Source organism: Asanoa ishikariensis, from assembly GCF_900107455.1.
GTDB classification, from domain to species: Bacteria; Actinomycetota; Actinomycetes; order Mycobacteriales; family Micromonosporaceae; genus Asanoa; species Asanoa ishikariensis.
The window spans coordinates 1,727,363-1,751,453 of sequence record NZ_FNQB01000003.1 but is presented as its reverse complement, the minus strand read 5'-3'; the positions used below and the strand labels follow the sequence as shown (position 1 = coordinate 1,751,453).

Annotated in this window: 21 protein-coding genes and 1 pseudogene; 14 read left to right on the top strand and 8 right to left on the bottom strand. The window is 71.5% G+C overall.

Translation table 11 applies throughout. The annotated features are described in order from the left end of the window. Window positions 1-5 precede the first annotated feature (5 nt). Complete coding sequence (locus BLV39_RS32045; RefSeq protein ID WP_090800355.1) at window positions 6-971, bottom strand: golvesin C-terminal-like domain-containing protein; 966 nt, start codon at window positions 969-971, stop codon at window positions 6-8. Beyond that, window positions 971-1,153: a hypothetical protein gene (locus BLV39_RS32040; protein ID WP_090800354.1), complete on the bottom strand. Its 183-nt coding sequence runs from the start codon at window positions 1,151-1,153 to the stop codon at window positions 971-973. The genes BLV39_RS32045 and BLV39_RS32040 overlap by 1 nt, the downstream gene beginning before the upstream one ends. A gap of 135 nt (window positions 1,154-1,288) precedes the next feature. On the opposite strand from BLV39_RS32040, the gene BLV39_RS32035 reads away from it, so the two are divergent. The 3 genes from BLV39_RS32035 to lon all read left to right on the top strand — a co-directional run bounded on the left by BLV39_RS32035 (window position 1,289) and on the right by lon (window position 4,954). Next, a complete protein-coding gene (locus tag BLV39_RS32035) occupies window positions 1,289-2,113 on the top strand; it encodes a TIGR03619 family F420-dependent LLM class oxidoreductase (RefSeq protein WP_090800353.1) in 825 nt (274 codons plus the stop codon). Next, window positions 2,110-2,511, top strand: a complete 402-nt coding sequence (locus BLV39_RS32030) for a TIGR03668 family PPOX class F420-dependent oxidoreductase (protein WP_090800352.1) — start codon at window positions 2,110-2,112, stop codon at window positions 2,509-2,511. Before BLV39_RS32035 ends, BLV39_RS32030 begins: the two co-directional genes overlap by 4 nt. A 124-nt stretch (window positions 2,512-2,635) precedes the next feature. Further along, window positions 2,636-4,954, top strand: a complete 2,319-nt coding sequence (gene lon / locus BLV39_RS32025) for an endopeptidase La (RefSeq protein ID WP_090800351.1) — start codon at window positions 2,636-2,638, stop codon at window positions 4,952-4,954. A 48-nt stretch (window positions 4,955-5,002) separates the two neighbouring features. On the opposite strand, the gene BLV39_RS32020 is transcribed toward lon, so the two are convergent. Together BLV39_RS32020 and BLV39_RS32015 are read right to left on the bottom strand one after the other, a co-directional pair. Further along, complete coding sequence (locus tag BLV39_RS32020; RefSeq protein WP_176985170.1) at window positions 5,003-5,878, bottom strand: phosphatase PAP2 family protein; 876 nt, start codon at window positions 5,876-5,878, stop codon at window positions 5,003-5,005. A gap of 57 nt (window positions 5,879-5,935) precedes the next feature. After that, window positions 5,936-6,514, bottom strand: coding sequence for a dihydrofolate reductase family protein (locus tag BLV39_RS32015; RefSeq protein WP_090800349.1), 579 nt, complete (start codon window positions 6,512-6,514; stop codon window positions 5,936-5,938). Window positions 6,515-6,589: 75 nt separating this feature from the next. Here BLV39_RS32015 and BLV39_RS32010 point away from each other — a divergent pair, with 75 nt between their 5' ends. The 6 genes and pseudogenes from BLV39_RS32010 (at window position 6,590) to BLV39_RS31980 (ending at window position 14,338) form a co-directional block, all read left to right on the top strand. Then, window positions 6,590-7,165, top strand: coding sequence for a TetR/AcrR family transcriptional regulator (locus tag BLV39_RS32010; protein WP_090800348.1), 576 nt, complete (start codon window positions 6,590-6,592; stop codon window positions 7,163-7,165). Between the two features lie 96 nt (window positions 7,166-7,261). Further along, window positions 7,262-10,522: pseudogene (gene fdh, locus BLV39_RS32000) on the top strand (formate dehydrogenase); the annotation flags it as partial. Next, window positions 10,521-11,450, top strand: a complete 930-nt coding sequence (locus BLV39_RS31995) for a 4Fe-4S dicluster domain-containing protein (protein ID WP_090800345.1) — start codon at window positions 10,521-10,523, stop codon at window positions 11,448-11,450. The pseudogene fdh and the gene BLV39_RS31995, both read left to right, overlap by 2 nt. Beyond that, a complete protein-coding gene (gene nrfD, locus BLV39_RS31990; RefSeq protein WP_373315401.1) occupies window positions 11,447-12,439 on the top strand; it encodes an NrfD/PsrC family molybdoenzyme membrane anchor subunit in 993 nt (330 codons plus the stop codon). Before BLV39_RS31995 ends, nrfD begins: the two co-directional genes overlap by 4 nt. 4 nt (window positions 12,440-12,443) lie before the next feature. Beyond that, window positions 12,444-13,709, top strand: a complete 1,266-nt coding sequence (locus BLV39_RS31985) for a YibE/F family protein (RefSeq protein WP_090800344.1) — start codon at window positions 12,444-12,446, stop codon at window positions 13,707-13,709. After that, on the top strand, window positions 13,706-14,338 hold the full coding sequence (locus tag BLV39_RS31980) for a DUF6518 family protein (RefSeq protein ID WP_090800343.1): 633 nt from the start codon (window positions 13,706-13,708) through the stop codon (window positions 14,336-14,338). Before BLV39_RS31985 ends, BLV39_RS31980 begins: the two co-directional genes overlap by 4 nt. A gap of 6 nt (window positions 14,339-14,344) precedes the next feature. Here the strand turns inward: BLV39_RS31980 and BLV39_RS31975 are convergent, their stop codons facing one another. Continuing rightward, complete coding sequence (locus BLV39_RS31975) at window positions 14,345-14,986, bottom strand: NAD(P)-dependent oxidoreductase (RefSeq protein ID WP_090800342.1); 642 nt, start codon at window positions 14,984-14,986, stop codon at window positions 14,345-14,347. 61 nt (window positions 14,987-15,047) lie between these two features. Here BLV39_RS31975 and BLV39_RS31970 point away from each other — a divergent pair, with 61 nt between their 5' ends. Both BLV39_RS31970 and BLV39_RS31965 read left to right on the top strand, forming a co-directional pair. Next, window positions 15,048-15,389, top strand: a complete 342-nt coding sequence (locus tag BLV39_RS31970; RefSeq protein ID WP_239083880.1) for a winged helix-turn-helix transcriptional regulator — start codon at window positions 15,048-15,050, stop codon at window positions 15,387-15,389. Continuing rightward, window positions 15,386-16,333 carry an ROK family protein gene (locus BLV39_RS31965; RefSeq protein ID WP_090800340.1) on the top strand — a complete coding sequence of 316 codons (948 nt, stop codon included), beginning with the start codon at window positions 15,386-15,388 and terminating at the stop codon, window positions 16,331-16,333. The genes BLV39_RS31970 and BLV39_RS31965 overlap by 4 nt, the downstream gene beginning before the upstream one ends. 133 nt (window positions 16,334-16,466) lie before the next feature. Here BLV39_RS31965 and BLV39_RS31960 read toward each other — a convergent pair whose 3' ends face one another. Next, window positions 16,467-17,618, bottom strand: a complete 1,152-nt coding sequence (locus BLV39_RS31960; RefSeq protein WP_143049975.1) for an ankyrin repeat domain-containing protein — start codon at window positions 17,616-17,618, stop codon at window positions 16,467-16,469. Between the two features lie 91 nt (window positions 17,619-17,709). Here BLV39_RS31960 and BLV39_RS31955 point away from each other — a divergent pair, with 91 nt between their 5' ends. Further along, window positions 17,710-18,651 (top strand): serine/threonine dehydratase, encoded by a 942-nt coding sequence (locus BLV39_RS31955; RefSeq protein WP_090800338.1) that lies wholly within the window; start codon window positions 17,710-17,712, stop codon window positions 18,649-18,651. Between the two features lie 214 nt (window positions 18,652-18,865). Here the strand turns inward: BLV39_RS31955 and selD are convergent, their stop codons facing one another. Further along, the gene (gene selD, locus BLV39_RS31950; protein WP_090800337.1) at window positions 18,866-19,864 is read right to left on the bottom strand and encodes a selenide, water dikinase SelD; all 999 of its coding nucleotides are present in this window, start codon (window positions 19,862-19,864) and stop codon (window positions 18,866-18,868) included. Window positions 19,865-19,900: 36 nt separating this feature from the next. On the opposite strand from selD, the gene selB reads away from it, so the two are divergent. Both selB and BLV39_RS31940 read left to right on the top strand, forming a co-directional pair. Beyond that, window positions 19,901-21,886 carry a selenocysteine-specific translation elongation factor gene (selB, locus tag BLV39_RS44425; RefSeq protein ID WP_239083879.1) on the top strand — a complete coding sequence of 662 codons (1,986 nt, stop codon included), beginning with the start codon at window positions 19,901-19,903 and terminating at the stop codon, window positions 21,884-21,886. Window positions 21,887-22,169: 283 nt separating this feature from the next. Next, window positions 22,170-22,493: a hypothetical protein gene (locus BLV39_RS31940; RefSeq protein WP_143049974.1), complete on the top strand. Its 324-nt coding sequence runs from the start codon at window positions 22,170-22,172 to the stop codon at window positions 22,491-22,493. A gap of 52 nt (window positions 22,494-22,545) precedes the next feature. Here BLV39_RS31940 and BLV39_RS31935 read toward each other — a convergent pair whose 3' ends face one another. Next, window positions 22,546-24,060, bottom strand: coding sequence for an Nramp family divalent metal transporter (locus BLV39_RS31935; protein WP_090800335.1), 1,515 nt, complete (start codon window positions 24,058-24,060; stop codon window positions 22,546-22,548). Window positions 24,061-24,091 lie beyond the last annotated feature (31 nt).

Genomic DNA, 24,091 nt, shown 5'->3' with positions numbered 1-24,091 from the left:
TATAGCTAGACGCGAGTGAGCCTGACTGCGTCGGCGATCACCAGGCCGGTGCCGTTGGTCCAGCGGCTGACCGCGACCCGGTTGGCGTCGCCGGCGGGCAGGTTGAACGTGCCGATCGAGCGCCAGGCGCCGCCGCCCGTACGCTGGTCGACGTTGACCGTCTGGTTTCCGCTCGTGGTCGCCACGATGTAGGGCGCCGCGCTGTTGTAGCCGGCGTTCGCCGCGTACCAGACGTCGACCCGGTAGGCGGCCGTCGTCGGCACGGCGAACTTGTACCAGGCCGGGTCGCTGGCGGCGACGGGGTCGGCGAAGCGGTAGTCGGTGCCGTAGCGCTGTGTGGAGTACGCGGACGTGCCCCAGTTGGCGCTCGCGGTGAACCGGCCCGACGTGGTGTTGTCGACGATCGAGGACCAGGTCCCGCCGCCGCCACTCATCTTCGCGGCCACGTCGGCGCGCATCACGTCGAGGTCGATGAACGACGGGTCGATCTTGCCGCTCGTGCTGGTCTCGCGGTGGCCACGGGCGTACGTGGAGTTCCGGCCGAGCCGCGTCAGCACGGCGGCCGTCGCGGCGATCGACGCGTTGTACTGCGCCGAGGTCATCGACTGGTTGACCCCGTTGTAGTCGATCTCCCAGCCGATCATGAGCGTGTTGCCGTCGCCGGCGGGGATCGGGCCGCTGCCGCGGCTCGCTCCGGCGTGGTTCGACCGGCCGGCGGAGATCAGGTGGAACACGCCGTTGTAGTCGACCAGCGCCTGGCAGAGCGGGCCGGCCAGGTCGGATCGCCCGTTGATGCAGACGTTCAGTGCCGGGTGGGGGTTGCTGGCGCTGGACGTGGCGGCGGTGTGGTGCCAGAGCACGCCGATCGGGTCGAACGAGCCGGGGCGGTAGCGGTTGACCCAGTCACCTTCGGTGACACACGTGACGCCGGCGCCGCGCAGGACGTCGAGCAACCAGGGAACGTTGGCCATCAGGCACCCCGCGCCAGGCTGGGTTCGGCGGTGATCAGGTCGGCGACGCACTCGGGCTTGGCGGCCGCCGGCGCGGCGGCGGCGACGGCCGGGTTGGCGGCGACGGTGACGGCTGCGGCGGCCAGGGCCGGCAGGCCGAGCACGACGCGCCGGCGGAACCGGCGGGGCGGGAAGTCGGTCACGGCACTCCTTCGGTCAGCGCGGGTGGTGGTAGGTGAGGCGCACGCTATACCGTGAAGCCTGTCTATGTCGATAGTTGCCGATGTTTAGCCCGATGGTGAAACTTAGTTTCAATGTGGACGTGGTAGACCATTCCCATGGAGTTCGGAGTCGGTTACTTCCCCACCTTTGACGGCATGAAGCCGGGCGAGGTCGCCCGGCTGGCCGAGGAGCGCGGCGCGGACGCGATCTATTTCGCCGAGCACACGCACATCCCGGCCGCCGAGACCGATCGTTTTCCCGGCCAGCCCCTCCCCAACAAGTACTGGAAGACGTACGACCTGTTCGTCTCCCTGACCGCAGCCGCCGCGGCGACCACCCGGCTGCGCGTGGCCAGCGGCATCTGCCTGGTCATCGAGCGCGACCCGATCACCACCGCGAAGGAGGTCGCCAGCGTCGACCACCTCTCCGGAGGCCGCCTCGAGTTCGGCGTCGGCGCGGGTTGGAACCGCACGGAGATGAGCAACCACGGCACGGATCCGCGGGTACGCATGCGCGTGCTCAAGGAGCGGGTCGAGGCGATGAAGGCGATCTGGACGCAGGACGAGGCCAGCTACGCGGGTCGCTACGTCAACTTCGAGCGCATCTGGTCGTGGCCGAAGCCCGCACAGAACCCGCACCCGCCGGTCCTGGTCGGCGGCACCGGCCCGACGGTGCTGGACCGCGTGCTGTCGTTCGGCGACGCCTGGTTCCCCAACTACCACGACGGCATCCTCGACCGGATCGCCGAGCTGCGCGCCCGCGCCGAACGGCCGATCGAGGTCCAGGTGATGAGCGTGCCCGCGGACCCGAAGATCTTCGAGCAACTTCGCGACGCGGGTGTACGCCGGGTCGCGCGCTGGTTCCCCTCCGGCCCGCGGTCCCGCGTCGAGAAGGCGTTCGACCAGTGGGAGGCGGCGATCGCGGAGTACAACCCCGAGTGACCCCCGACGACGCCCGGGCCCGGTTCGCCGAGGCCCGGGTCGCCCGCCTGGCCACGGTCTCCGGGACCGGCCAGCCCCACCTGGTCCCGATCACGTTCGCACTCGAGGGCGACACGGTCTACAGCGCGGTCGACGCGAAACCCAAGCGCTCACCGGCGCTGCGCCGCCTGGCCAACGTCGAGGCCAATCCGCAGGCGTCCATGCTGGTCGACTTCTACGACGACGACTGGTCGCGCCTGTGGTGGGCCCGCGCGGACGGCACGGCCCGCATCCTGACCTCAGGCCCGGAGGCCGACCGGGCGGCGACCCTGCTGGGGGAGCGCTACCCGGCGTTCGCCCGACGCGGCCCGGTCCTGGCCGTCGACGTGCACCGTTGGTCAGGTTGGTCGGCGGCATGAGCTTCCGCCTGTCGAATGGGATTCCGGTGCGTAAATCACCCTGAATTACTCGGCCCGCACTGTGTGGCCTGGGTCACAACGCGGCTGGGGAACAGAGTAGACGCTTTGTAACTTGAGTACGGACATGGCAACTCTTCCCGTCCTGCCGTTGACCGATGCCGTGCTGCTGCCTGGCATGACCATCCCGGTCACCCTCGATAACAACACTCAGGCCGCCGTCGACGCCGCACGCGCCGCTGGCGACAACCGCGTGCTTGCCGTGCCGCGTGTCGACGGCGAGTACGGGTCGGTCGGCGTCATGGCGCTGATCGAGAAGGTGGGCCGCCTGCCCAGTGGCGAGCCGGCCGCCGTCATCCGTGGCGAGGCCCGGGTCAAGATCGGTTCCGGCGTGTCCGGACCCGGCGCCGCCCTGTGGGTCGAGGCCACCGAACTGACCGAGACGCCGCCCGCGGGCAAGGCCCGTGAGCTGGCTACTGAATACAAGGCCCTGGTCAAGTCCGTGCTCCAGCAGCGCGGCGCCTGGCAGGTCATCGACGCCGTCGAGCGGATGACCGATCTGTCCGAGCTGGCCGACTCCGCCGGCTACGCGCCGTGGCTCACCCTGGAGCAGAAGGTCGAGCTCCTGGGTGCGGAGGACGTCACCGCCCGGCTCGAGCTCCTCGTCGGCTGGGTGCGCGACTACCTCGCCGAGCAGGAGGTCAACGAGGGCATCGCCAACGACGTCCGCGAGGGCCTGGAGAAGTCGCAGCGCGAGTTCCTGCTCCGCCAGCAGCTCGCCGCGATCCGCAAGGAGCTGGGTGAGGACGAGCCCGACGGCTCGGCCGACTACCGGTCGCGCGTCGAGTCCGCCGAGCTGCCCGAGAAGGTTCGCGAGGCGGCCATGCGCGAGGTCGGCAAGCTGGAGCGCGCGAGCGACCAGTCGCCCGAGACGAGCTGGATCCGGACCTGGCTCGACACCGTACTCGAAATGCCCTGGTCGACCCGGACCGACGACAACACGGACCTGAAGGCGGCGCGCGAGGTGCTCGACGCCGACCACGCCGGCCTGGCCGACGTGAAGGACCGCATCCTGGAGTACCTGGCCGTCCGCAACCGGCGTGCCGAGCGCAACCTGCAGGTCGTCGGTGGCCGTGGCTCCGGCGCGGTGCTGGCCCTCGGTGGCCCTCCCGGCGTCGGCAAGACCAGCCTCGGCGAGTCCGTCGCGAACGCCCTCGGGCGCAAGTTCGTCCGCGTCAGCCTCGGCGGCATCCGTGACGAGGCCGAGATCCGTGGCCACCGGCGTACCTATGTCGGCTCGGCTCCGGGCCGGATCGTCCGGGCGTTGAAGGAGGCCGGTTCGATGAACCCGGTCGTGCTGCTCGACGAGGTCGACAAGCTGGCCGTCGGTTACTCCGGCGACCCGGCCGCGGCCCTGCTCGAGGTGCTCGACCCGGCGCAGAACCACACCTTCCGCGACCACTACCTGGAGGTCGACCTCGACCTCTCGGACGTGCTGTTCCTCGCGACGGCCAACGTGGTCGAGAACATCCCTGGCCCGCTGCTGGACCGGATGGAGCTCGTCACGCTGGACGGCTACACCGAGGAGGAGAAGGTCGCCATCGGCCGTGACCACCTGTGGCCGCGGCAGGTCGAGCGGGCCGGTCTGACCTCCGACGAGGTGTCCATCGACGACGAGGCGCTGCGGAAGATCGCCGGCGAGTACACCCGCGAGGCGGGCGTGCGGCAGCTCGAGCGTGGGCTGGCCAAGGTGCTCCGCAAGGTCGCGGTGGCCTTGGCGACCGAGTCGGCCCCGGTTCGGGTCGACGAGACCGACCTGGTCCGTTACCTCGGCCGTCCCCGGTTCACGCCGGAGTCGGCGGAGCGCACGGCGACCCCGGGTGTGGCAACCGGCCTCGCGGTCACCGGTGCGGGTGGTGACGTGCTGTTCATCGAGGCGACCTCGATGGAGGGCGAGCCCGGCCTGACCCTGACCGGCCAGCTCGGCGACGTCATGAAGGAGTCGGCGCACATCGCGCTGAGCTACCTGCGGTCCAACGGCAAGCGGCTGGGCATCGACCCCAACGAGCTCGCCGCAAAGCGGATCCACCTGCACGTGCCGGCCGGTGCGGTGCCGAAGGACGGTCCGTCCGCGGGCATCACGATGGTCACCGCCCTGGCGTCCCTGGCGACCGGCCGACCGGTCCGCCCGGAGTTCGGGATGACCGGCGAGGTCACCCTCTCCGGCCGGGTCCTGCCGATCGGCGGCGTCAAGCAGAAGCTGCTGGCGGCACACCGGGCGGGCCTGACCGAGGTGATCGTCCCGGCCCGCAACGAGCCGGACCTGGACGACCTGCCGCAGGAGGTGCGGGACGCCCTGACCATCCACGTGCTGGGTGACGTCAGCGACGTGCTGGCCCTGGCCCTGCGCCCGGCCGACGAGCGCGAGCTGCTCGCCGCCGCATAACCAACACGAACCGGAGCCGCCCAGGGTGTACGCCCTGGGCGGCTTCGTTCATGCTCTGCTGGTCGCCATCGGCGTCGCCGCGGGGTCGTGCCGGTCGTCCGGCTCGGGTTCGGGCGGCCCGATCAGGTGCAGTGCGGCCCAGACCACCAGGATGGTCAGGCCGCCGGCGGTGGCGATCGCGGCGAGCAGCGGCAGGCCAGCGTCGGGCGCGATCGCGAGCAGCGCCATCATCAGCAGCGTCTGCCCGATGGCCAGCGACAGGAAGCCGGACCAGTTGTCGGTCGGGTCCTCGGCGCCGCGGCGGCCGGGCCAGCGGGCCAGCACGCTCGCGACCACGAAGAACACCGTGGCCACCAGCAGCAGGCTGCCGGCCACGTCGCTGAACCGATGCCAGCCCGCGACCATCGTGGCGGCGGCGATGACCGACACCCCCGTGGCGCCGGGCACCGCCACCCACCACCGCAGCCGCGCCGGGACCACCAGCAGGAAGCCCAGCAGCAGTCCGGCGGCGATGGCGACGTGGCCGCTGGGGAAGCTGTTGTGCGTCGACGAGCCGATGACGCCGAGCTCGGGCCGGCTGATCGACTGTTTGGCGAGCCCGGCGGCGCCCGCCGAGCCGAGCACGACGATCGCACCCGCGAGACCGGCCCGGAACCGCCCGATCATCAGGGCCAGCACCACGATCCCGAGCACCAGCGCACCGATCAGCAGCGGGTTGCCGAACCGGCCGAGCACGCGGGCGGCCGGTCCCAACAGGACGGTGTCCTGGGCATAGCCGCCGCCCAGCTCCGAGCGGGGGAGCAGCCGTCCGTCGATCAACTGCCCCGTGGAGCTCCGCACGAACACGAGCCAGGTGAGGCCGAACGCGACGGCGGACGCGGCGGCCGCCGCGAGCAGCCGGAGGGTAGGCGGTCCCAGGTTCACGCGGACCATCCTGGCGTGCCGTGTTCCGCGTCTCGTCCGGAAAATGTCTTGGTTCTGTCACAAAGCCCGGGTGTACGTGAGCACGACCGCGCCGGACTCGAACGGCCGCGCCGACTCCAACGCGAACGTCGTCGGCGCGACGGCATCGGCGAACAGCGGAATGCCGGCGCCGAGCACCAGCGGGTACTGCTTGATCACCAGCTCGTCGATCTCCGGCAGGAGCTGGCTGGCCAGTTGCCCGCCGCCGCAGAGCCAGACGCCGAGCCCGCCCGGTTCTGCCTTCAGCGCTCTGACGGTTTCGAGCGCGTCGCCGGAGACGATCTCCACCGCGGGGTCTTTCGCGGTCAGCGTGCGCGAGAAGACGTACTGGCGAAGGTGGTCGTAAGGGCTTGTCATGCCGGCTTCCAGGCCCGGCGTGTAGCTGTGCCGTCCCATCAGGACCGTGTCGTAGCTCCGGTTCGGCTCGTCGGCGGCGAGACCGACGGCGGAGCGGAACGGGGTCGGGACGGTCTCCGGCCGTTCGGCGTACATCAACGCCATCACGTCGGGCTCGATCGGAAAGAAGTCGAAGCGCCCGTCGGGGTCGGCGATGAACCCGTCAATGCTGGCCGCGACGTAGTAGGTGAGCTTTCGCAAGTTCTAACCACTCCTCATGTAGTGGTTAGAACGTAGTACTACACTTGCAGTGGTGTCAACGCGACAAGGAGCCCGATGCGCCAGAACCCCGCCCGCCGCACCGCCCTGCTCGACGCCGCCATCGAGGTCCTGGCCGGCGACGGCTCCCGCGGCCTGACCTTCCGCGCGGTCGACACGGCGGCCGGAGTCCCGACCGGCACGGCGTCCAACTACTTCGCCAACCGGGACGACCTGATCGCCCAGGTAGCCCAACGCACCCGCGAGCGCCTGACCCCGATCGAGTCGGAGATCGCGGAAACGATGCGCGCGCCTCGTACCCGTGAGTTGGTCACGCTGTTGATGCACCAACTCCTGGACCGGCTGCGCCGGGACCGCTCGACCTACCTGGCGATGCTGGAACTACGCCTGGAAGCCACGCGCCGCCCAGAACTGCGCGCGGTCCTGGTCGACGTCTTCAGCCAGAACCTGCGGGAGAGCATCAAATTCCACCTGGACGCCGACCTACCGGGCGACGAAACCACGGTCGTCCTGCTCTACCTGGCCATGTCCGGCCTACTGATCGACGACCTCACAGTCCCCGACGTCCTGGCGCCATACCCGTACGGCGACCTGATCGCCGCCCTGGTCGACCGCGTCACCGCCGCCCGCTGAGCGGGCGCCGGCTCCGGGTGGGCCTGGGCGGCGTGGAGGGACGTGAGTGGTGGGCGACGGCGTGCGCGGGCAGGTGCGCTGATCTAGGGTGGTTGCGTGGGGGTCCGGACGTGGATCGAAGGGTGGCCGGTTTACCGGCAGCTCACCGGCACTGATCCGCTTGGCCGCGGGCAGGCCGCCCGATCCGCGCGCACCGACGCCCTCGAACCCCGCACCAAGACCGCTGACTCGGTCGCCAAGTCCGTCTGTCCCTACTGCGCCGTCGGTTGTGGGCAGCGGGTGTTCGTCAAGGACGGCAAGGTCACCCAGATCGAGGGCGACCCGGACAGCCCCATCTCGCGCGGTCGCCTCTGTCCCAAGGGCTCGGCCAGCAAGAGCCTGGTGACCAGCGACCGCCGTCAGCGCACGGTGCTCTATCGCCGTCCCTACGGCAAAGACTGGGAAGAGCTCGACCTCGACACCGCGATGGAGATGATCGCCGACCGGGTGGTCAAGGCGCGGGCCGACACCTGGGAGGACAAGGACGACGACGGGCGTCCGCTCAACCGCACGCTGGGCATCTCGAGCCTGGGTGGCGCCACGCTGGACAACGAAGAGAACTACCTGATCAAGAAGTTGTTCACCGCGATGGGCGCGATCCAGATCGAGAACCAGGCCCGTATTTGACACTCCTCCACCGTCCCCGGTCTGGGGACCAGCTTCGGCCGTGGCGGGGCCACCGGGTTCCAGCAGGACCTGGCTAACGCCGACTGCATCGTCATCCAAGGTTCCAACATGGCCGAGGCACATCCGGTCGGGTTCCAGTGGGTGATGGAGGCCAAGAAGCGCGGTGCGACGGTGATCCACGTCGACCCGCGGTTCACCCGGACCAGCGCCGTGGCCGACGAGTTCGTGCCGCTGCGGGTCGGGTCCGACATCGCGTTCCTCGGTGGGGTGATCAACTACATCCTGTCCAACGAGCTCGACTTCCGGGAGTACGTGGTCTCGTACACCAACGCGGCCACGCTCGTCACCGAAGGGTTCCAGGACACCGAGGACCTCGGCGGGCTGTTCTCCGGCTACCACCCGGAGACCGGGACCTACGACCCGGTCACCTGGCAGTACGAGGGCCACGAGGAGTTCGCCCAGTCCCACGAAGACGCGCACGTGCATCGTGAGACCGGCGCCGGTATCCAGCACGAGGCCCACGGTCCTCCGGTCAGCGGCTCCGTCGAGCGCGACGAGACGCTCCAGGACCCGCGCTGCGTCTACCAGGTCCTCAAGCGGCACTACGCCCGCTACACCCCCGAGGTGGTCGAGCGCGTCTGCGGCGTACCCCCGGAGCAGTTCCAGAAGGTCTGTGAGGCGTGGACCCGCAACTCGGGGCGCGAGCGCACCACCGCGCTGGTCTACTCGGTGGGTTGGACCCAGCACACCGTCGGCGTCCAGTACATCCGGGCCGGCGCGATCATCCAGTTGCTGCTGGGCAACATGGGTCGCCCCGGCGGCGGCATCATGGCGCTGCGCGGGCATGCCAGCATCCAGGGCTCGACCGACATCCCGACGCTGTTCAACCTGCTTCCGGGCTACCTGCCCATGCCGCACTTCAAGCAGCACGAGACCTTCGACATGTGGGCCGAGGCGATCCGGCACCTGGGCCAGAAGGGCTTCTGGGCGTACGCCCGCTGCTACGCCGTCAGCCTGCTCAAGGCGTACTTCGGCGAGCACGCCACCGAGGAGAACGACTGGGGGTACGGCTGGCTTCCCCGGCTGACCGGCGACCACGGCACGTATCAGCAGGTGTTCAACATGATCGACGGGAAGATCAAGGGCTACTTCCTGCTCGGTCAGAACCCGGCGGTCGGCTCGGCCCACGGCCGGGCGCAGCGCCTCGGCATGGCCAACCTCGACTGGCTGGTGGTCCGCGACCTCTACATGATCGAGAGCGCGACGTTCTGGAAGGACTCGCCCGAGATCGAGACCGGCGAGATCGTCACGGAGGACTGCCGCACCGAGGTGTTCTTCCTGCCGGCGGCGTCGCACGTGGAGAAGGAGGGCACGTTCACCCAGACCCAGCGGATGCTGCAGTGGCGGGAGAAGGCCCTGGACCCGCCGCAGGACTGCCGCTCGGAGCTGTGGTTCTTCTACCACCTCGGCCGCCTGGTCCGGGAACGCCTCGCGGCGTCCACACTGGAGCGTGACGAGCCGGTCAAGAGACTCGCCTGGAGCTATCCGACCAGCGGACAGCACAACGAGCCGGACGCCGAGTCGGTGCTCAAGGAGATCAACGGGTACGACGTGGCCACGGGCGCTCCGCTTTCCGGCTTCACCCAGCTCCAGGCCGACGGCTCCACCGCCTGTGGGTGCTGGATCTACAGTGGAGTCTTCGCCGACGGCGTCAACCAGGCTGCCCGGCGCAAACCCGGGCAGGAGCAGAGCTGGGTGGCGCCCGAGTGGGGCTGGGTCTGGCCGGCCAACCGGCGGATCCTCTACAACCGCGCGTCCGCCGACCCGCAGGGGGTTCCGTGGAGCGAGAAGAAGGCGTACGTCTGGTGGGACCCGGAGAAGGGCGAGTGGACCGGCCACGACGTGCCGGACTTCGAGAAGACGAAGGATCCGAGCTTCCGGCCGGCACCGGGCACCATCGGTGTCGACGGGTTGGCGGGCGACGACGCGTTCATCATGCAAGGTGACGGGAAGGGCTGGCTGTACGCCCCGGCGGGCCTGATCGACGGCCCCATGCCGACCCATTACGAGCCGGCCGAGTCGCCGCTGCGCAACCCGCTCTACAGCCAGCAGGCCAACCCCGTCCGCAAGGTGTACGACCGGCCGGACAACCAGCTCAACCCGGCCCCGCCGGAGCGGCACAGCGAGGTTTTCCCGTACGTCTTCACCACCAGCCGCCTGACCGAGCACCACACCGCCGGCGGGATGAGCCGGCAGTTGGCGTACCTCTCCGAGCTCCAGCCGGCCATGTTCGTCGAGGTCTCGCCGGCGCTGGCCGAGGAGCGCGGGCTCGAGCACATGGGCTGGGCGCACGTGATCACCGGCCGGGCCGCCATCGAGGCGCGGGTGCTGGTCACGGCCCGGCTGCGCCCCTTGCGCCTGGACGGGCGGGTCATCCACCAGATCTGGCTGCCGTACCACTGGGGCGGTTCCGGTCTGATCACCGGTGACTCGGCCAACGACCTGTTCGGCATCACCCTCGACCCCAACGTGCTCATCCAGGAGAGCAAGGTCGGCACGTGCGACATCCGGGCCGGCCGGCGCCCGACCGGCCCGGCCCTGCTGGACTACGTCGCCGACTACCTGCGGCGTGCGAGGCTGGACGCCACGCACTACGCGCCGTTGGAGACACCTGGAGCGGGAGAGAGTGATGGCCGGACCTAACAGCTTGTACGGTCCGATCGACCCGGCGCCCGACGCCGGTTACACCGACGCGCCCCCGCGGATGGGCTTCTTCACCGACACCAGCGTCTGCATCGGCTGCAAGGCCTGCGAGGTGGCCTGCAAGGAGTGGAACGCGGTCCCGGACGACGGCTTCAACCTGCTCGGCATGTCGTACGACAACACCGGCGGGCTGTCGGCCAACACCTGGCGGCACGTGGCCTTCATCGAACAGGCCGCACCGAGCCCGGCCGCCATGGACGTGCTGCGCGAGGCCGAGTCGACGGTGTCGACCCAGTTCCTCGGCATGCCCTCCTCGACGCTGCCCGGCGCGAACGGCCGGGAGGACCGCGACCTGCGCTGGCTGATGATGTCGAACGTGTGCAAGCACTGCACCCACGCCGCCTGCCTCGACGTCTGCCCGACCGGGTCGCTGTTCCGCACGGAGTTCGGCACCGTCGTGGTGCAGGAGGACATCTGCAACGGCTGCGGCTACTGCATCCCGGCCTGCCCGTACGGCGTGATCGACCGGCGCGAGGACGACGGCCGGGCGTGGAAGTGCACGCTCTGCTACGACCGGATCGGCGAGGGCATGACCCCCGCCTGCGCGCAGGCCTGCCCGACCCAGTCCATTCAATATGGCGAGCTCGACGAGCTCCGCGAGCGCGCCGCCGGGCGGGTCGAGGTGCTGCACCAGCGCGGCGTGACCGAGGCGAGGCTCTACGGCCACGACCCGGACGACGGCGTCGGTGGCGACGGGGCGTTCTTCCTGCTCCTCGACGAGCCGGAGGTGTACGGCCTGCCGCCGGATCCGGTGGTCACCACCCGTGACCTGCCGAGCATGTGGAAGCATGCGGGCGTGGCAGCGTTGAGCATGGTGGCCGCCGCGGCCGTGGCGTTCCTGGGGCGGCGACCGTGACCAAGCCGGACCAGGCCCCGCAAAAAGGCGGCCGGCGCGGTGGTGGCAAGGGCGACCGGGTCATGGTGCCGCCGGCCGAGTTCCGCTCCTACTACGGCCGTCCGGTGGTGAAGGCCCCCGTCTGGACGCACGACATCGCCGCCTACTTCTTCACCGGCGGGCTCGCGGCCGGCTCCGCTCTGGTCGCGGCCGGCGCCGACCTGACCAAGCGCCCCGCACTGCGCACCACCGGCCGGCTCACCGCCCTGGCCGCGATCGTCGCCAGCACCTACTTCCTGGTCGTCGACCTGGGCCGGCCGAGCCGCTTCCTCAACATGCTCCGCGTGGCCAAGCCGACCTCGCCGATGTCGATGGGCACCTGGGTCTTCAGCGGGTTCAGCGCGGCTGCGGGCCTGGCAGCGGTCGCCGAGGCCGCGCCCTACCTGCCCCGCCGCGGTGCACTCGGGTTGGCCGCCCGCGCGCTGCCGACCGCCGGCCGGGCGGGCGGGCTCGCCGCCGCCGCCCTCGCGCCGGCCATGGCGACGTACACCGCGGTGCTGATCTCCGACACCGCGACGCCCGCCTGGCACGCGGCGTACCCCCGGCTGCCCTTCGTCTTCGCCGGCAGCGCCCTGGCCAGCGGCGGCGCCGCCGGCCTGATCGGCGCGCCGACCGCGCAGGCCGGCCCGGCGCGGACCCTCGCGGTGGCCGGTGCCGCCCTGGAGCTGGCCGCGACCCACGGCGTCGAGCACCGGATGGGCCTGCTCAGCGAGCCCTACCGCACGGGCCGGGCCGGCAAGCTGCTGCGCGCCGCCCGGGTGCTGACCGCCGCCGGCGCCGTCGGGGCCCTGCTGGGCTCACGGAGCCGCACGGTGTCGGCGCTGGCCGGTGGCGCGCTGCTCGCCGGTTCGCTGGCCACCCGCCTCGGCGTCTTCGAGGCGGGCAAGGCGTCGGCGGAGGACCCGAAGTACACCGTCGTCCCACAGCGCGAACGCCTGGGTAGCCTCTGACCCGATGGGTCACGACCACCAGCCCGCTCCGCGGGCGCCCCGCCGCCTGCGAATCATCCTCGCCGCCATCCTGGTGCCCGCGTTCCTGGCCACCGGGATCGCCACCGCGCTGCTCTGGCCGGGCGACGTGCCCAAGCCCGACCAGGCCGACCCGGTGCCGCGCTTCCACGCCACCGTCACGTCGATCGTGATCTCGATCTGTCCGGCGACGCCTTCAGGCGAGGCGGAGCCCGGTCCTTGCGGGAGTGCCACGGTCACCCTCGACTCCGGCCCGGACAATGGCCAGACCCGGGAGACGGAGCTGCCGTCAGGCCCGGGCGCACCCAGCGTCGACGTCGGCGACGCGGTGATCGTCACCCCGCTGACCGACTCCGAGGACCCCACGGCCATCGTCTACACGATCGCCGACCACCAGCGCGGTTCGCCGCTGCTCTGGCTCGTGGTCGCCTTCGCCGTGGCGATCATCGCGTTCGGCCGTTGGCGGGGCCTGGCCGCGCTGGCCGGCCTCGCGGTCAGCTTCGCGGTGCTGCTCGGCTTCGTACTCCCGGCCATCCTCGGCGGCGGCCCGCCGTTGCTGGTCGCGGTCACCGGCGCCGCCCTGATCATGTTCGTAGTGCTCTACCTGACCCACGGCCTCACCGCCCAGACCTCGGTGGCGGTCCTCGGCACCCTGGCCAGCCTGGTGCTCGCCGGCGGCGTCGGCACGCTGGCGATCGGGTTCACGCACCTGACCGGGTACGGCGACGAGAACGCGATCACTCTTTCCCTGCTGCACGGCGACGTGGACCTGCACGGCCTGCTGCTGGCCGGCATCATCATCGGCTCGCTCGGCGTGCTCGACGACGTCACGGTCACCCAGGCGGCGACCGTCGGCGAGCTGGCCCGGGCGAACCCGTCGCTGAGCCGGCGCGAGCTCTACCGGGGTGGCACCCGGGTCGGCCGGGCGCACATCGCATCGACGGTCAACACCATCGTCCTGGCGTACGCGGGTGCCTCGCTCCCGGTCCTGCTCCTGGTGATCGCCGGCGGGACCGGCGTCCGCGAGGTGCTGACCGCGGAGTTCATCGCCCAGGAGATCGTCCGCAGCGTCGTCGGCACGCTCGGCCTGGTCGCCGCGGTGCCGATCACCACCGCCCTGGCCGCGTTCGTGGCCACCGCCGGCAACCGGCCGCCCAAGCCGCCGAAGCCGCCGCGGCCGCCGAAGCCGCGCACTGATCGCTCGGAAGTGCTGGCCGCGTTGGCCGCGGAAGATTTGGATCTTGGCAAATGAGAGGCTCCGCCGTGCTGGCTGACCGTCGCGTGCTGACCACTGCCGCCGTGGTGTGCGGGTTCGCGCTGGGCTTCCTCGACTTCGTGTGGATCAAGTTCGTCCCGTCCCCGTTCGCGGACCTCGGCAACTCGAGCGCGGTCTGGGCGGTGGCCGCCTTCGCCTTCGGCTGGTGGGTCCGGACGGGCGTGGTCCGGGCCGCCGCGGCCGCGGCCGTGCTCCTCGTGGTCGCGGTGCCCAGCTACTACTTGGCCGCGCTGCTCATCCAGCACGACGCCCTGGCCGTCCTGTGGGCGCCGTCGTCGCTGCTGTGGATGTTCTTCGGCATCCTGGCGGGCGTGGTCTTCGGCATCGCCGGCGTCTGGGCGCGCACCTCGGGCTGGCGCCTGACCGTCGGTGCCGCGCTGCCCGCCGCGGTGCTGTTCGCGGAGGCGGCGCTGCAGGCCGGGCGCATCGGCGACCCGAACTACGGCGACGAGCCGGTGTGGCTCGCTGTGATCCGGGCCGTCCTCGGGCTGCTGATCATCCTGGTGGCCCTGCGCTCGACCCGGCAGCGGGCGCTGGTGCTGGGTGCCGCCGTGCCGCTGGCCCTGGTCGGGCTCGGGGCCTTCACGCTCGCCGGCTTCGCCTGATCTTGTTTACGCCGGACCGACGGCAATAGCCGCGCGGTGATGCTTCGGCTGGTCGACCTCGTCGACCACGGCGATGGCCAGATCGGCGTACGCGAAGAGGGTGTCGCCCGTCGCCAGCACCTGGTTGTCGCTGTTCGTCCGGTAGGCGCCGGTCCCGTCCGTCGCGTCGTCGAGCAGGGTCGGCGGCGGCACGAGCAGCACCCAGTCGAGGCCTTCGCCGGCCGCGCGCAGGACGTCGATCTGGGCGGCATGGCCCAGCGAGAACGCGCGGTACTCGGCCGGGAAGTCGGGCGCGTCGTGCACCGCCTGCCCGGGTGCGACCTCCAGCGTGGTGCCGATGCCGATCGCCACCAGGCGCGGCACGCCGGCCTGGGTCAGGCCGGCGGTGAGCGCGCGTGCCGCGTCGGGGAAGAACTCGGCGGCCGGCACGTCGAGCCGGGCGGCCGCGTGCACGGCGGCGTCGTGCCCCTCGCTCAGGACGGCGACCTGACGGGCGTCGGTCACGTCGCCGGCGACGGCCCCTTCGAGGTCGGGATGGCGCGCGGGCTCACGGACGACGGCGGTGACCCGGTGGCCACGGGCGAGGGACTCGGCGACGATCCGGCGCCCGGCCCGCCCACCGGCACCGAAGACGATGATGCTCAACATGGCGCGGACGGTAGCCCCCGAGGTGCCGGTTACCGCAACGAAACTGGCTACGGTTGCTGCTGTGACCCTGGACCCCGACCTCTTCAGCGACTGCGGCACGGACCGCCCGCTGATCCGCATCGGTGACAAGTGGACGATGAAGATCATCGTGTGTCTGCGCGACGGTCCCCGTCGCTTCGGAGAGCTGATCGTGCCGCTGCGCATCACCGCGAAGGTGCTGACCGAGTCGCTGCGGGCGATGGAACGCGACGGTCTGTTGACCCGCACCGCGTACGGGGAGAATCCGCCGCGGGTCGAGTACGCGCTCACGCCGCTCGGCCGCACCCTGCTGGAACCGCTGGCCGCCATCTGCGCGTGGAGCGCGGCCCATCAGCCCGAGGTGCTCCGGGCCCGCTCGGCATGACGGCGCCGACCGTAGGAGTCGACATCGGCGGCACGAAGATGCTTCTGGTCGCCGGGCTTCCAGGTGGCTCGCTCGTGCGGTCGTCTCGGGTCCCGACCGGGCCTTCCACGTCGTCCCGGGAGATCGAAGCGCATATCCGTGAGTTCGCTGGTTCGCTGCCCGGGCCGGTCGGGGCGCTCGGCATCGCGGTGCCCGGGCTCGTCGACCGTGGGCGGGTCGAGATCTCCGACGTGCTGCCGCGCCTGGGTGGTTGGCGGCCGGGTGATCTGCTCGGGGTGCCGCAGGTCCTGGTCAACGACATCCGCGCGGCGCTGGCGCACACCAGCCGCACGCTGCCGGCCGACGCCACGGCCGCGGTTCTGGTCGCCGGCACGGCGATCGGGATGGCCTGGATGGCGGAGGGCCGTGTGGTGAATGGGGTCAGCGGGTGGGCGGGAGAGATCGGCAGCATCCCTGTCCCTGTCCCGGTGCCGGTGGTTGGGCTGGGGGAGGGGCGGGCGCCGGGCGGAGGGGTGCGGAGGCTTGACGAGGTCGCGGGCGGTGCCGCGATCCTTGGCGCGACCGGGTTGACGCCAGACGAGGTGCACGCCGCATTGCGGGTCGGCGATCCACGGGTCGGCGCCGCCGTGTCTGCCGCCGGCGAGGCATTCGGGCGGGCCATCGCTACGGTCGTGAACCTGCTGAACCCGCAGGCGATCGTGCTGGCCGGAGGCACGCTCGACTACGCCGGCTACCTGCCGGCGGCATTGCGGGCGGCGGAGGAGTTTGCCCTGCCCCAACTGTGGCGGGTTTGCGGCGTGCGGCAGGCCGAGGACGCCGGCAACGTTGTGGTGCTGGGCGCCTTGCACCTGGCCGAGCAGCTCGGCGGCGGGCCGGATCGGCCGCGATCGGAGCCGGGCCAGCCGGGCTTCGGTCATGGCCACCTCGCTGACGACCTGGCGTAGTACGAGGCCGGAAGACCGACGGCCGGCGGACCTCGCCAGTGCGGCGCGGCGACGCATCGGGCCGAATCCCGCCTGGATTCGGCGGAGAGTGCGGGTCAGGCGAGGCGGGCGTGAAATGAGGCCCGAATTTGTTTCAAGACCCGTCCGGGTCGGTGGGTGTCAGGAGAGCGGCTACCTCGGAGTGTCCGAAGAAGCGGGCCCAGTCGCCCGGTGTCGCGCCGAAGCGGGCGTCGCGCACGGTCTGGTCGGCGCCGCGGGCCAGTAGGTCGCGGGCCAGCGCCACGTCACTGGCCTCCGCGGCCGCGTGCAGCGCCGTCTGCCACGGGTCCTCGCGCGGTACGTCGGTGCGGCCCAGCGCGTCGACCGGCCAACCGGCGTCGAGCAGCAGGCCGACCGCGCCGGGGCGGCCGTGGCCGGCGGCCCAGACCGCGAGGCCCGGCCGGTCTTCGCGCAGCGCCGCCACCAGCGCCGGGTCGGCCGCCTCACAGGTCGCGCGGTCGGCGGCCAGGGCCGCGGCCACGTACGCGTCCGCCGGCGCGAGCTCCGGCATCGGCAGCCCGAGCGCGGCGACCAGCTCCGGGTAGCCGGACGTGAGCGCCAGCACGGCCGGGGTCGGCCCGCCCTCGAACGGCGTGGTGATGTCGACGTGGTGTGCGGCGAGCAGCCGTACCCGTGCGGTCATGCCATGCGTCACCGCCCAGTGGAGCTGGTCGCGCAGCAGGGACGGGGAACCCAGGCCGTAGGCGAACAGCAGCTCCAGGTGGCTGTCGTCGGCGGTGAACATCCGGTTGTAGAGCGCCTGCCCGTCGTCGGGGTCGGCGCCGGCGTCGAGCAGCACGCGAGCCAACGCCGTCGCGTGCGGGTGGGGTGGCTGGCCGCGCTCGCCGCCGCCGAACGCACCGGTCAGCGCCGTGAACGGCGGGTCCAGCCCGCGCCAGAGGAAGCGCGCGTTCGGGTCGGCGCCGGCGGACAGCAACAGCCGCGCCGTGGCCAGCACGGCGGCCTCGTCGAGCGCGGGATCGTGCCGGGCGAAGCAGAGATAGAGCAATGGCGGCCAGTCGTACGGGCCGCCCGCCCGGTTCGCCGCTGCCGGCTCGGCGTCGAGCAACGCCCGCAAGGAGTCCACATCGGACGCGGCCGCCGCGACGTGCGGGTCGGTGTGGGGCAGATCCGGATGCTCGGCCAGGACCCGGGCGGCCGCCACCGCCCGTCGCGGCGCCTCGTCGTCGTCCTCGGCATACGAGAGGCAGGCCAGTCGGAGGTACGCGGCACCAGGCGGCTGCATCATCCCAACCTAGGGCCTGGCTCGTGGATCATGACGGCACCCCGCCACCCTGATCTGTGCGACCGGCTCTTGCCGGTCTAAGGTCGGGCGGGTGACCAGCACCGCCCTTGAGCTGGTGACCGGCGCGGAGATCGCGCGGGTCGCCGACCTGATCCGTCCGTACGTCCGGGAAACCCCCGTGTTGACCGTCGACCGGGCCGACTTCGGCCTGTCGCCCGGCCCGCTCGCCTTCAAGCTGGAGTACCTCCAGCACTCGGGTTCCTTCAAGGCCCGCGGCGCGTTCGCCAACCTGCTGTTGCGCGCGGTCCCCCCGGCCGGCGTCGTCGCCGCGTCCGGCGGCAACCATGGGGCTGCTGCGGCGTACGCGGCCCGCGCCCTCGGTGTCCCGGCACACGTCTTCGTCCCGACGGTCTCCTCACCGGCCAAGATCGAACGGATCCGGGGGTACGGAGCGGAGCTTGTCGTGGAGGGCGCCAGCTACAACGACGCCCTGGCCGCGAGCGAGCGCTTCCGGGCCACGTCGGGCGCGCTGCGACTGCACGCCTTCGACGAGATCGAGACGATGCTCGGCACCGGGACGATCGCCGTCGAGGTCGCCCGCCAGGTGCCCGGTCCGACCACGCTGCTGGCCGCGGTCGGCGGTGGCGGGCTGCTCGCCGGCCTGGTCGCCGGCCACCCCGGCCCGGTGTTCGGAGTCGAGCCGACCGGCGCACCGACGCTGCGGGCCGCGCTGGACGCGGGGGAGCCGGTCGACGCACCGGTGGGCAGCGTGGCGATCGACTCGCTGGCGCCGCTGCGGATCGGCGTCAACACGTACCCGGTGATCGCCGCCGGCGTCCGCGACGTCCTGCTGGTCTCGGACGACGAGATCCGCGCCGCGCAGCGGGCCCTGTGGGAGACGCTGCGCGTGGTGGTCGAGCCGGGCGGCGCGACCGCCTTCGCCGCCCTACTCAGCGGCCGCTATTCACCGGCACCCGACGAGGTGCCGGTGTTCATCCTGAGCGGCGCCAACACCACAGCAGTCGATCTCTAGGTCCGATGAACCTCCGGCCGTCTGGCCGGTACTCATCACGGTGGGCGTCGCCCTGGTCCGCCGCCCTGCTCGGTGGCCCGCCATGCGCCGGCGCCCGCGGAGGGGCCGGTGTTCGTCTAGAGCGGTACCGCGGCGGTCGATTCCTAACTTCGGTGAACCTTCGGTCGCGCGGTCGGTACTCATCACCATGAGCGTCAACCTGGTCCGCCGCGAGCTAGCGCACCTCCAGCGTCACGCCGTCGGGGCGGGCCATGATCAGCTCGCCGACGACGGGATAGCCCGGCACTTCGCCGGCCACCAGGAGGCCGCCCGAGGTCTGGGCGTCGGCGAGCAGGAGGAGCTCGTCCTCCGAGATCGACCCTGGGTCGAGGTGTGGGCGGACCCAGTCGAGGTTGCGCTTCGTGCCGCCGCTGACATAGCCCGCGGCCAGCGCGTCGCGGGCGCCAGCGAGATACGGCACGGCGGCTGCGTCGAGGCGGGCGGTGACGCGGCTGGCCCGGGCCAGCTTGTGCAGGTGGCCGAGCAGCCCGAAGCCGGTCACGTCGGTGGCGCAGACCGCGCCGGCCTTCAACGCCGCCGCCGACGCGTCGCGGTTGAGGGTGGTCATCGCCTTGACCGCCTCAGGGAAGACCTCGCCGGTCTGCTTGTGCCGGCTGTTGAGCACGCCGACGCCGAGGGGCTTGGTCAGCGTGAGCGGCACGCCGGCCGCGCCGCGGTCGTTGCGCAGCAGCTTCGCCGGGTCGGCGATGCCGGTCACCGCCATGCCATATTTCGGCTCCGGGTCGTCGACGCTGTGCCCGCCGGCCACGTGGCAGCCGGCCTCGCGCGCGACGTCGAGACCGCCGGCCAGGACCTGGGCGGCCAGTTCCATCGGGAGCACGTCGCGGGGCCAGCCGAGCAGGTTGACGGCTACGAGAGGGGTGCCGCCCATCGCATACACATCGGATAGTGCGTTGGCCGCCGCCACTCGGCCAAAGTCATAGGCGTCGTCCAGCACCGGCGTGAAGAAGTCGGCGGTGGCGACCACGGCGGTGTCGCCGTTGATCCGGACCACCGCGGCGTCGTCACCGTCGTCCAGACCGACCATCAGCTCGCCTGGTCCGTCCGGTGGAGTGCCGCCGACCAGTCCGGCGACCACGGTCTCCAGCTCGCCGGGCGGGATCTTGCAGGCACAGCCACCGCCGTGCGCGTACTGGGTCAGCCGGTAAGTCATGCCTCAATCCTGCCCCGACGGTGGCAGAGTTGCGGAGTGCACGTCGTCGCCACGGCGGGTCACGTCGACCACGGCAAGTCGACGCTGGTCCGCGCGCTCACCGGGATGGAGCCCGACCGCTGGGCCGAGGAGCGGCGGCGCGGGATGACCATCGACCTCGGGTACGCGTGGACCGACCTGCCGTCCGGCGCCACGCTCGCGTTCGTCGACGTGCCGGGCCACGAACGGTTCGTACCCAACATGCTGGCCGGCGTCGGCCCGGTGCCGGCCGCGATGCTGGTGGTCGGCGCCGACGAGGGCTGGATGCCGCAGTCAGCGGAGCACCTGGCCGCCCTCGACGCGCTCGGTGTCACCCACGGCCTGCTCGTGGTGACCCGGGCGGACCTCGCCGACCCCGAGCCGGCCCGCCGGCAGGCGGCCGAAGAGATCGCGAAGACGTCGCTGGGCGCGGTGGAGTCGGTCGCGGTCAGCGGAGCGACCGGCGCCGGCCTCGACGACCTGCGTGCAGCCCTCGACCGCCTGGCAGCCGCGCTGCCACCGACCGACCCGCACGCGCCGGTGCGGCTCTGGGTCGACCGCGCGTTCACTATCCAGGGCAGCGGCACGGTCGTCACGGGCACGCTCGGCGCCGGCACCCTGCGGGCCGGCGACACCCTCGCCCTCGGCGAGCGGTCGGTGCGGATCAAAGGATTGCACTCGCTCGGTCGCCCGGCCGACCACGTGACGGCAGTGGCGCGGGTAGCGGTCAACCTGCGCAACGTGCCCAAGGACGCGGTCGGCCGCGGCGACGCGCTGCTCACCCCTGGCGCGTTCCGGCTTACGGACCTAGTCGACGTGCGGGTACAGGGCGACCCGGTCCCCGACCTACCTGCCACCCTGGTGCTGCACGTCGGTTCGGCGGCGGTCGCCGCCACGGTCCGCCCACTGGGCAAGGACACGGCGCGGCTGCGGCTGGGGCGCGCACTGCCGCTGCGGATCGGCGACCGCGCCCTGCTCCGCGACCCGGGCCGGCACCACGTCGCGGGGGGCGTCACGGTGCTCGACCCACTGCCACCGGCCCTGCGTCGAAGGGGAGCGGCCGCGGCCCGAGGCGCTGAACTGGCCACCATGGACGGTCACCCGGACATGGCCGGCGAGCTCCGCCGACGCGGCCTACTGACGGGCGCCGAACTGCGCACATTGGGCGTACCCGTGCCGGGGGTGTGGGTGGTGGGCGATCAGCCTGTGCCCGCGTCAGGAGCCGGCGAACAGCACGCTGACGCAACGTCCGCGCTGGGGTCCGGTCAACCAGGCGTCGACTTGACGACCCCGCCGGTGGCCGGTCAACCAGGCGTCGACTTGACGACGCCGCCGGTGGCCGGTCAACCAGGCGTGAACTTGACGACGCCGCCGGGGGTCGGCGAACGAAGTACTGAGTCGGCGACCGTGCTGGCGGGACCGGTTGCCGGTGACTGGCACGTCGATCCGGTGCTCTGGGAACGGCTCCGCGGGCGTCTGGTCGAGGCGGTAGATCGCTACGCGGCGGCGCATCCGCTCGAACCCGGTATGCCTGTCGAAGCTCTGCGCCGGGCGCTCGCCCTGCCCGACCGGGCACTGGTCGAGGCATTGGTCGCGCCGCCGTTGGCCACGCGCGACGGTCGGATCGCCCGGCCCGGCGGCCCTGGTCTTCCGGCGCCGATTCAGAGCGCACTGGATCAGCTCGCCGCGGACCTTGCCGAGAGGCCGTTCCACGCGCCGGATGCCGACCGGCTGCGGGCGCTCGGCCTTGGTCCGCGCGAACTGGCCGCCGCCGTCCGTGCGGGCGCCCTGGTGAAGATCGCCGACGGGATCGTCCTGCCACCGGAGTCCGTGGATCGGGCGGTCGAGGTGCTGCGTGGGATACCGCAGCCGTTCACGCTCAGCGCCGCCCGCCAGGCGCTCGACACCACGCGCCGGGTAGCCGTGCCCCTGCTGGAACTGCTCGACCGCCGTGGCGCAACGGTCCGCGACGCCGACGACCGCCGGTCCGTGGCCGGCCCGTGAAGGTCTCCCGGCCCGTTCTTCGAGCGCCTGAAAGTCAAGACTTGATCATCGACGGTCTTGCTCCTACGTTGATCTCGCTCAGCACAGCCGATGCCGATCGTCCAGCGCCGAGGAGAGTCCAACGAGCCAGCAGCCCCCGGGCAAGGGCATTGCCGCGTTGCTGGCCGTCTCGCTCCTCCTGCCCGGCGCGGCCGGGTGCACCGCGCAGGTGACCTCTCCGACCGCCGCGCCAAGCCCTGCCACCTCAACGACGCGACTCGACTCCAGCGCTCTCGTGGATCCCTTGTCGGAGATCACCGACAGCAAGAATGACCGCTTCGTCGCGGAATCCATCGGACCCATCCTGCACGTTGATGGGTTGGGACCTTCCCGCTACGACGTGCGCCTCGATGCGGGGACCCGCAGCGTGCGCGCCTACATCGTGTGTGCGCCGGATTCGCCTTTCACCGTGGCCATCGGGAAACGGTTCTGGGCGGACTGCACGACGAGATTTCAGGCCTTCGCCGATATTCCCGTGGAAGCCGGCCGCCGTGAGGTCGCCGTTACCGTCCCGGACGCGACCCGCTTCATTCTTCTCGTGATCCCCACCCCGACCCAGCCACGATGAAGGTCCGCCGGCCGCACGCGGCCGGCGGACCTCTCCCGGGGGTGGAGACGGGTCAGAAGACGACCAGGGGGTCGCCGAAGAAGTCGGCTATGAAGTTGACGAAGAAGAAGCCGAAGAAGACGACGTTGATGCCCAGCAGCACGTAGTGCCACGGGCGTGGCCGGGCCGCCTTCGGCAGGCGCGCGTTGAGGTACATGAGCATGAACGGATAGATCAGCGCGCCGAAGTTCGACATGTTCGCTGACCACTGCACCAGGTTGACCGGCACCGCCAGATGCAGGACCACCCCGATCACCACCAGCAGCAGCAACATGAACGGGTAGTAGAACCGGCGCGGATCACCTTCCAGCAGGCGGCGTAGCCGCGGGCTGGTGGCGTGCGCGGCGTCCGTGACCACCCGCACCATTCCTTCGAAGATCCCGAGCTGGGTGCTGAACAGCACGAGTACGCCCAGGACCAGCGCGAGGTAGAACATCCACCGGCCGTACTCGGCGTCGAGCACCGTCGCTACGAAGGTTGGCACTGAGGCGGCCGTCGGGCGTTGGCCGGAGACCTCGACGGCGTGTGCCATCAGGATCGTCGGCAGCAGCATGCCGAGCATCGCGCCGATGAAGAAGATGCCCCACATGTCCGTGAGCAGCAGGCGGTACCAGCGCTTCCAGCGGGCCGTGTTGGCCGCGTCGTCGGGGAACGTGACGCCGCTGGCCAGCAGCTCCTTGCGGTCGCCGCGCAGGCCCGAGATGTAGCCCGTGCGGAAACCCATTCCGTAGCCCTTGTCGCGGTAGTGGCCCATCACGTACCAGTTGAGGCCCGACGCCAGCGCGGTGAAGCCGGCCAGGCCGCCGAGTTGGGTGGCGGTGATGCCCGCCGGCGGGGCGGCCGGGGTGAAGAACCCGCGGATGCCCTCCCACCACAAATCGAAGGGCACCACGAACAGGTCGATCAGCAGCAGGCCTAGCAGGATCGCGCTGACCATCAGCCAGTTGGCCAGCTCCAGCGCGCGGCTGATCCGCTTGGCCGCCACCGTGATCAGGAAAACCAGCAGCAGCAGGCCGATCGCCCACAGTCGCGGTTCCTCGGCGCCGGCCTTCGGGATCGTCCCGTGCACGAGCGCGTACACGCCCTGACCGGCTGCCGCCGCCCAGCCTCCCGCGATGAACGCGAAGATCACCACGAAGACCGAGACCGGCACCCAGAGCTTGAAACCGGGCGGCACCCGGCCCCAGCCGACCACCGGCGCCTCGCCGGTCGCCAGCACGTAGCGCGAACACTCGACGTTGTAGAACGTCTGCAGCACGGCGGAGATCAGGATGACCCAGCCGACGCCGACGAAGCCGTACTGGCCGACCGCCTGCGGGCCGAGCAGCCACTCGCCGCTGCCGATCGAGATGCCGAGCGCGATCAGACTCGGGCCCAACGCGTACTGGAAAAGCTCACGGGGCCCGATCTTGCGGACCCCGAACACCTCCTCGGGGTCGGGCAGGTCGGCGACGGCCAGCGGCGGCCGGCTCACGCCGAGCTGCCTGGCGTCGTCGGATGAGGGACGGACGTCGAACGCTTGGTCCATGGCGCCTCCTCGCGTGGAAGAGCCCCCGGGC

Bases quoted from the DNA above. Each gene is read 5' to 3' on its own strand.
- BLV39_RS32045 (WP_090800355.1), bottom strand. From the start codon at position 971: ATGGCCAACGTTCCCTGGTTGCTCGACGTCCTGCGCGGCGCCGGCGTC.
- BLV39_RS32035 (WP_090800353.1), top strand. From the start codon at position 1,289: ATGGAGTTCGGAGTCGGTTACTTCCCCACCTTTGACGGCATGAAGCCG.
- lon (WP_090800351.1), top strand. From the start codon at position 2,636: ATGGCAACTCTTCCCGTCCTGCCGTTGACCGATGCCGTGCTGCTGCCT.
- BLV39_RS32010 (WP_090800348.1), top strand. From the start codon at position 6,590: ATGCGCCAGAACCCCGCCCGCCGCACCGCCCTGCTCGACGCCGCCATC.
- BLV39_RS31995 (WP_090800345.1), top strand. From the start codon at position 10,521: ATGGCCGGACCTAACAGCTTGTACGGTCCGATCGACCCGGCGCCCGAC.
- BLV39_RS31985 (WP_090800344.1), top strand. From the start codon at position 12,444: ATGGGTCACGACCACCAGCCCGCTCCGCGGGCGCCCCGCCGCCTGCGA.
- BLV39_RS31980 (WP_090800343.1), top strand. From the start codon at position 13,706: ATGAGAGGCTCCGCCGTGCTGGCTGACCGTCGCGTGCTGACCACTGCC.
- BLV39_RS31975 (WP_090800342.1), bottom strand. From the start codon at position 14,986: ATGTTGAGCATCATCGTCTTCGGTGCCGGTGGGCGGGCCGGGCGCCGG.
- BLV39_RS31965 (WP_090800340.1), top strand. From the start codon at position 15,386: ATGACGGCGCCGACCGTAGGAGTCGACATCGGCGGCACGAAGATGCTT.
- BLV39_RS31960 (WP_143049975.1), bottom strand. From the start codon at position 17,618: ATGCAGCCGCCTGGTGCCGCGTACCTCCGACTGGCCTGCCTCTCGTAT.
- selD (WP_090800337.1), bottom strand. From the start codon at position 19,864: ATGACTTACCGGCTGACCCAGTACGCGCACGGCGGTGGCTGTGCCTGC.
- BLV39_RS31935 (WP_090800335.1), bottom strand. From the start codon at position 24,060: ATGGACCAAGCGTTCGACGTCCGTCCCTCATCCGACGACGCCAGGCAG.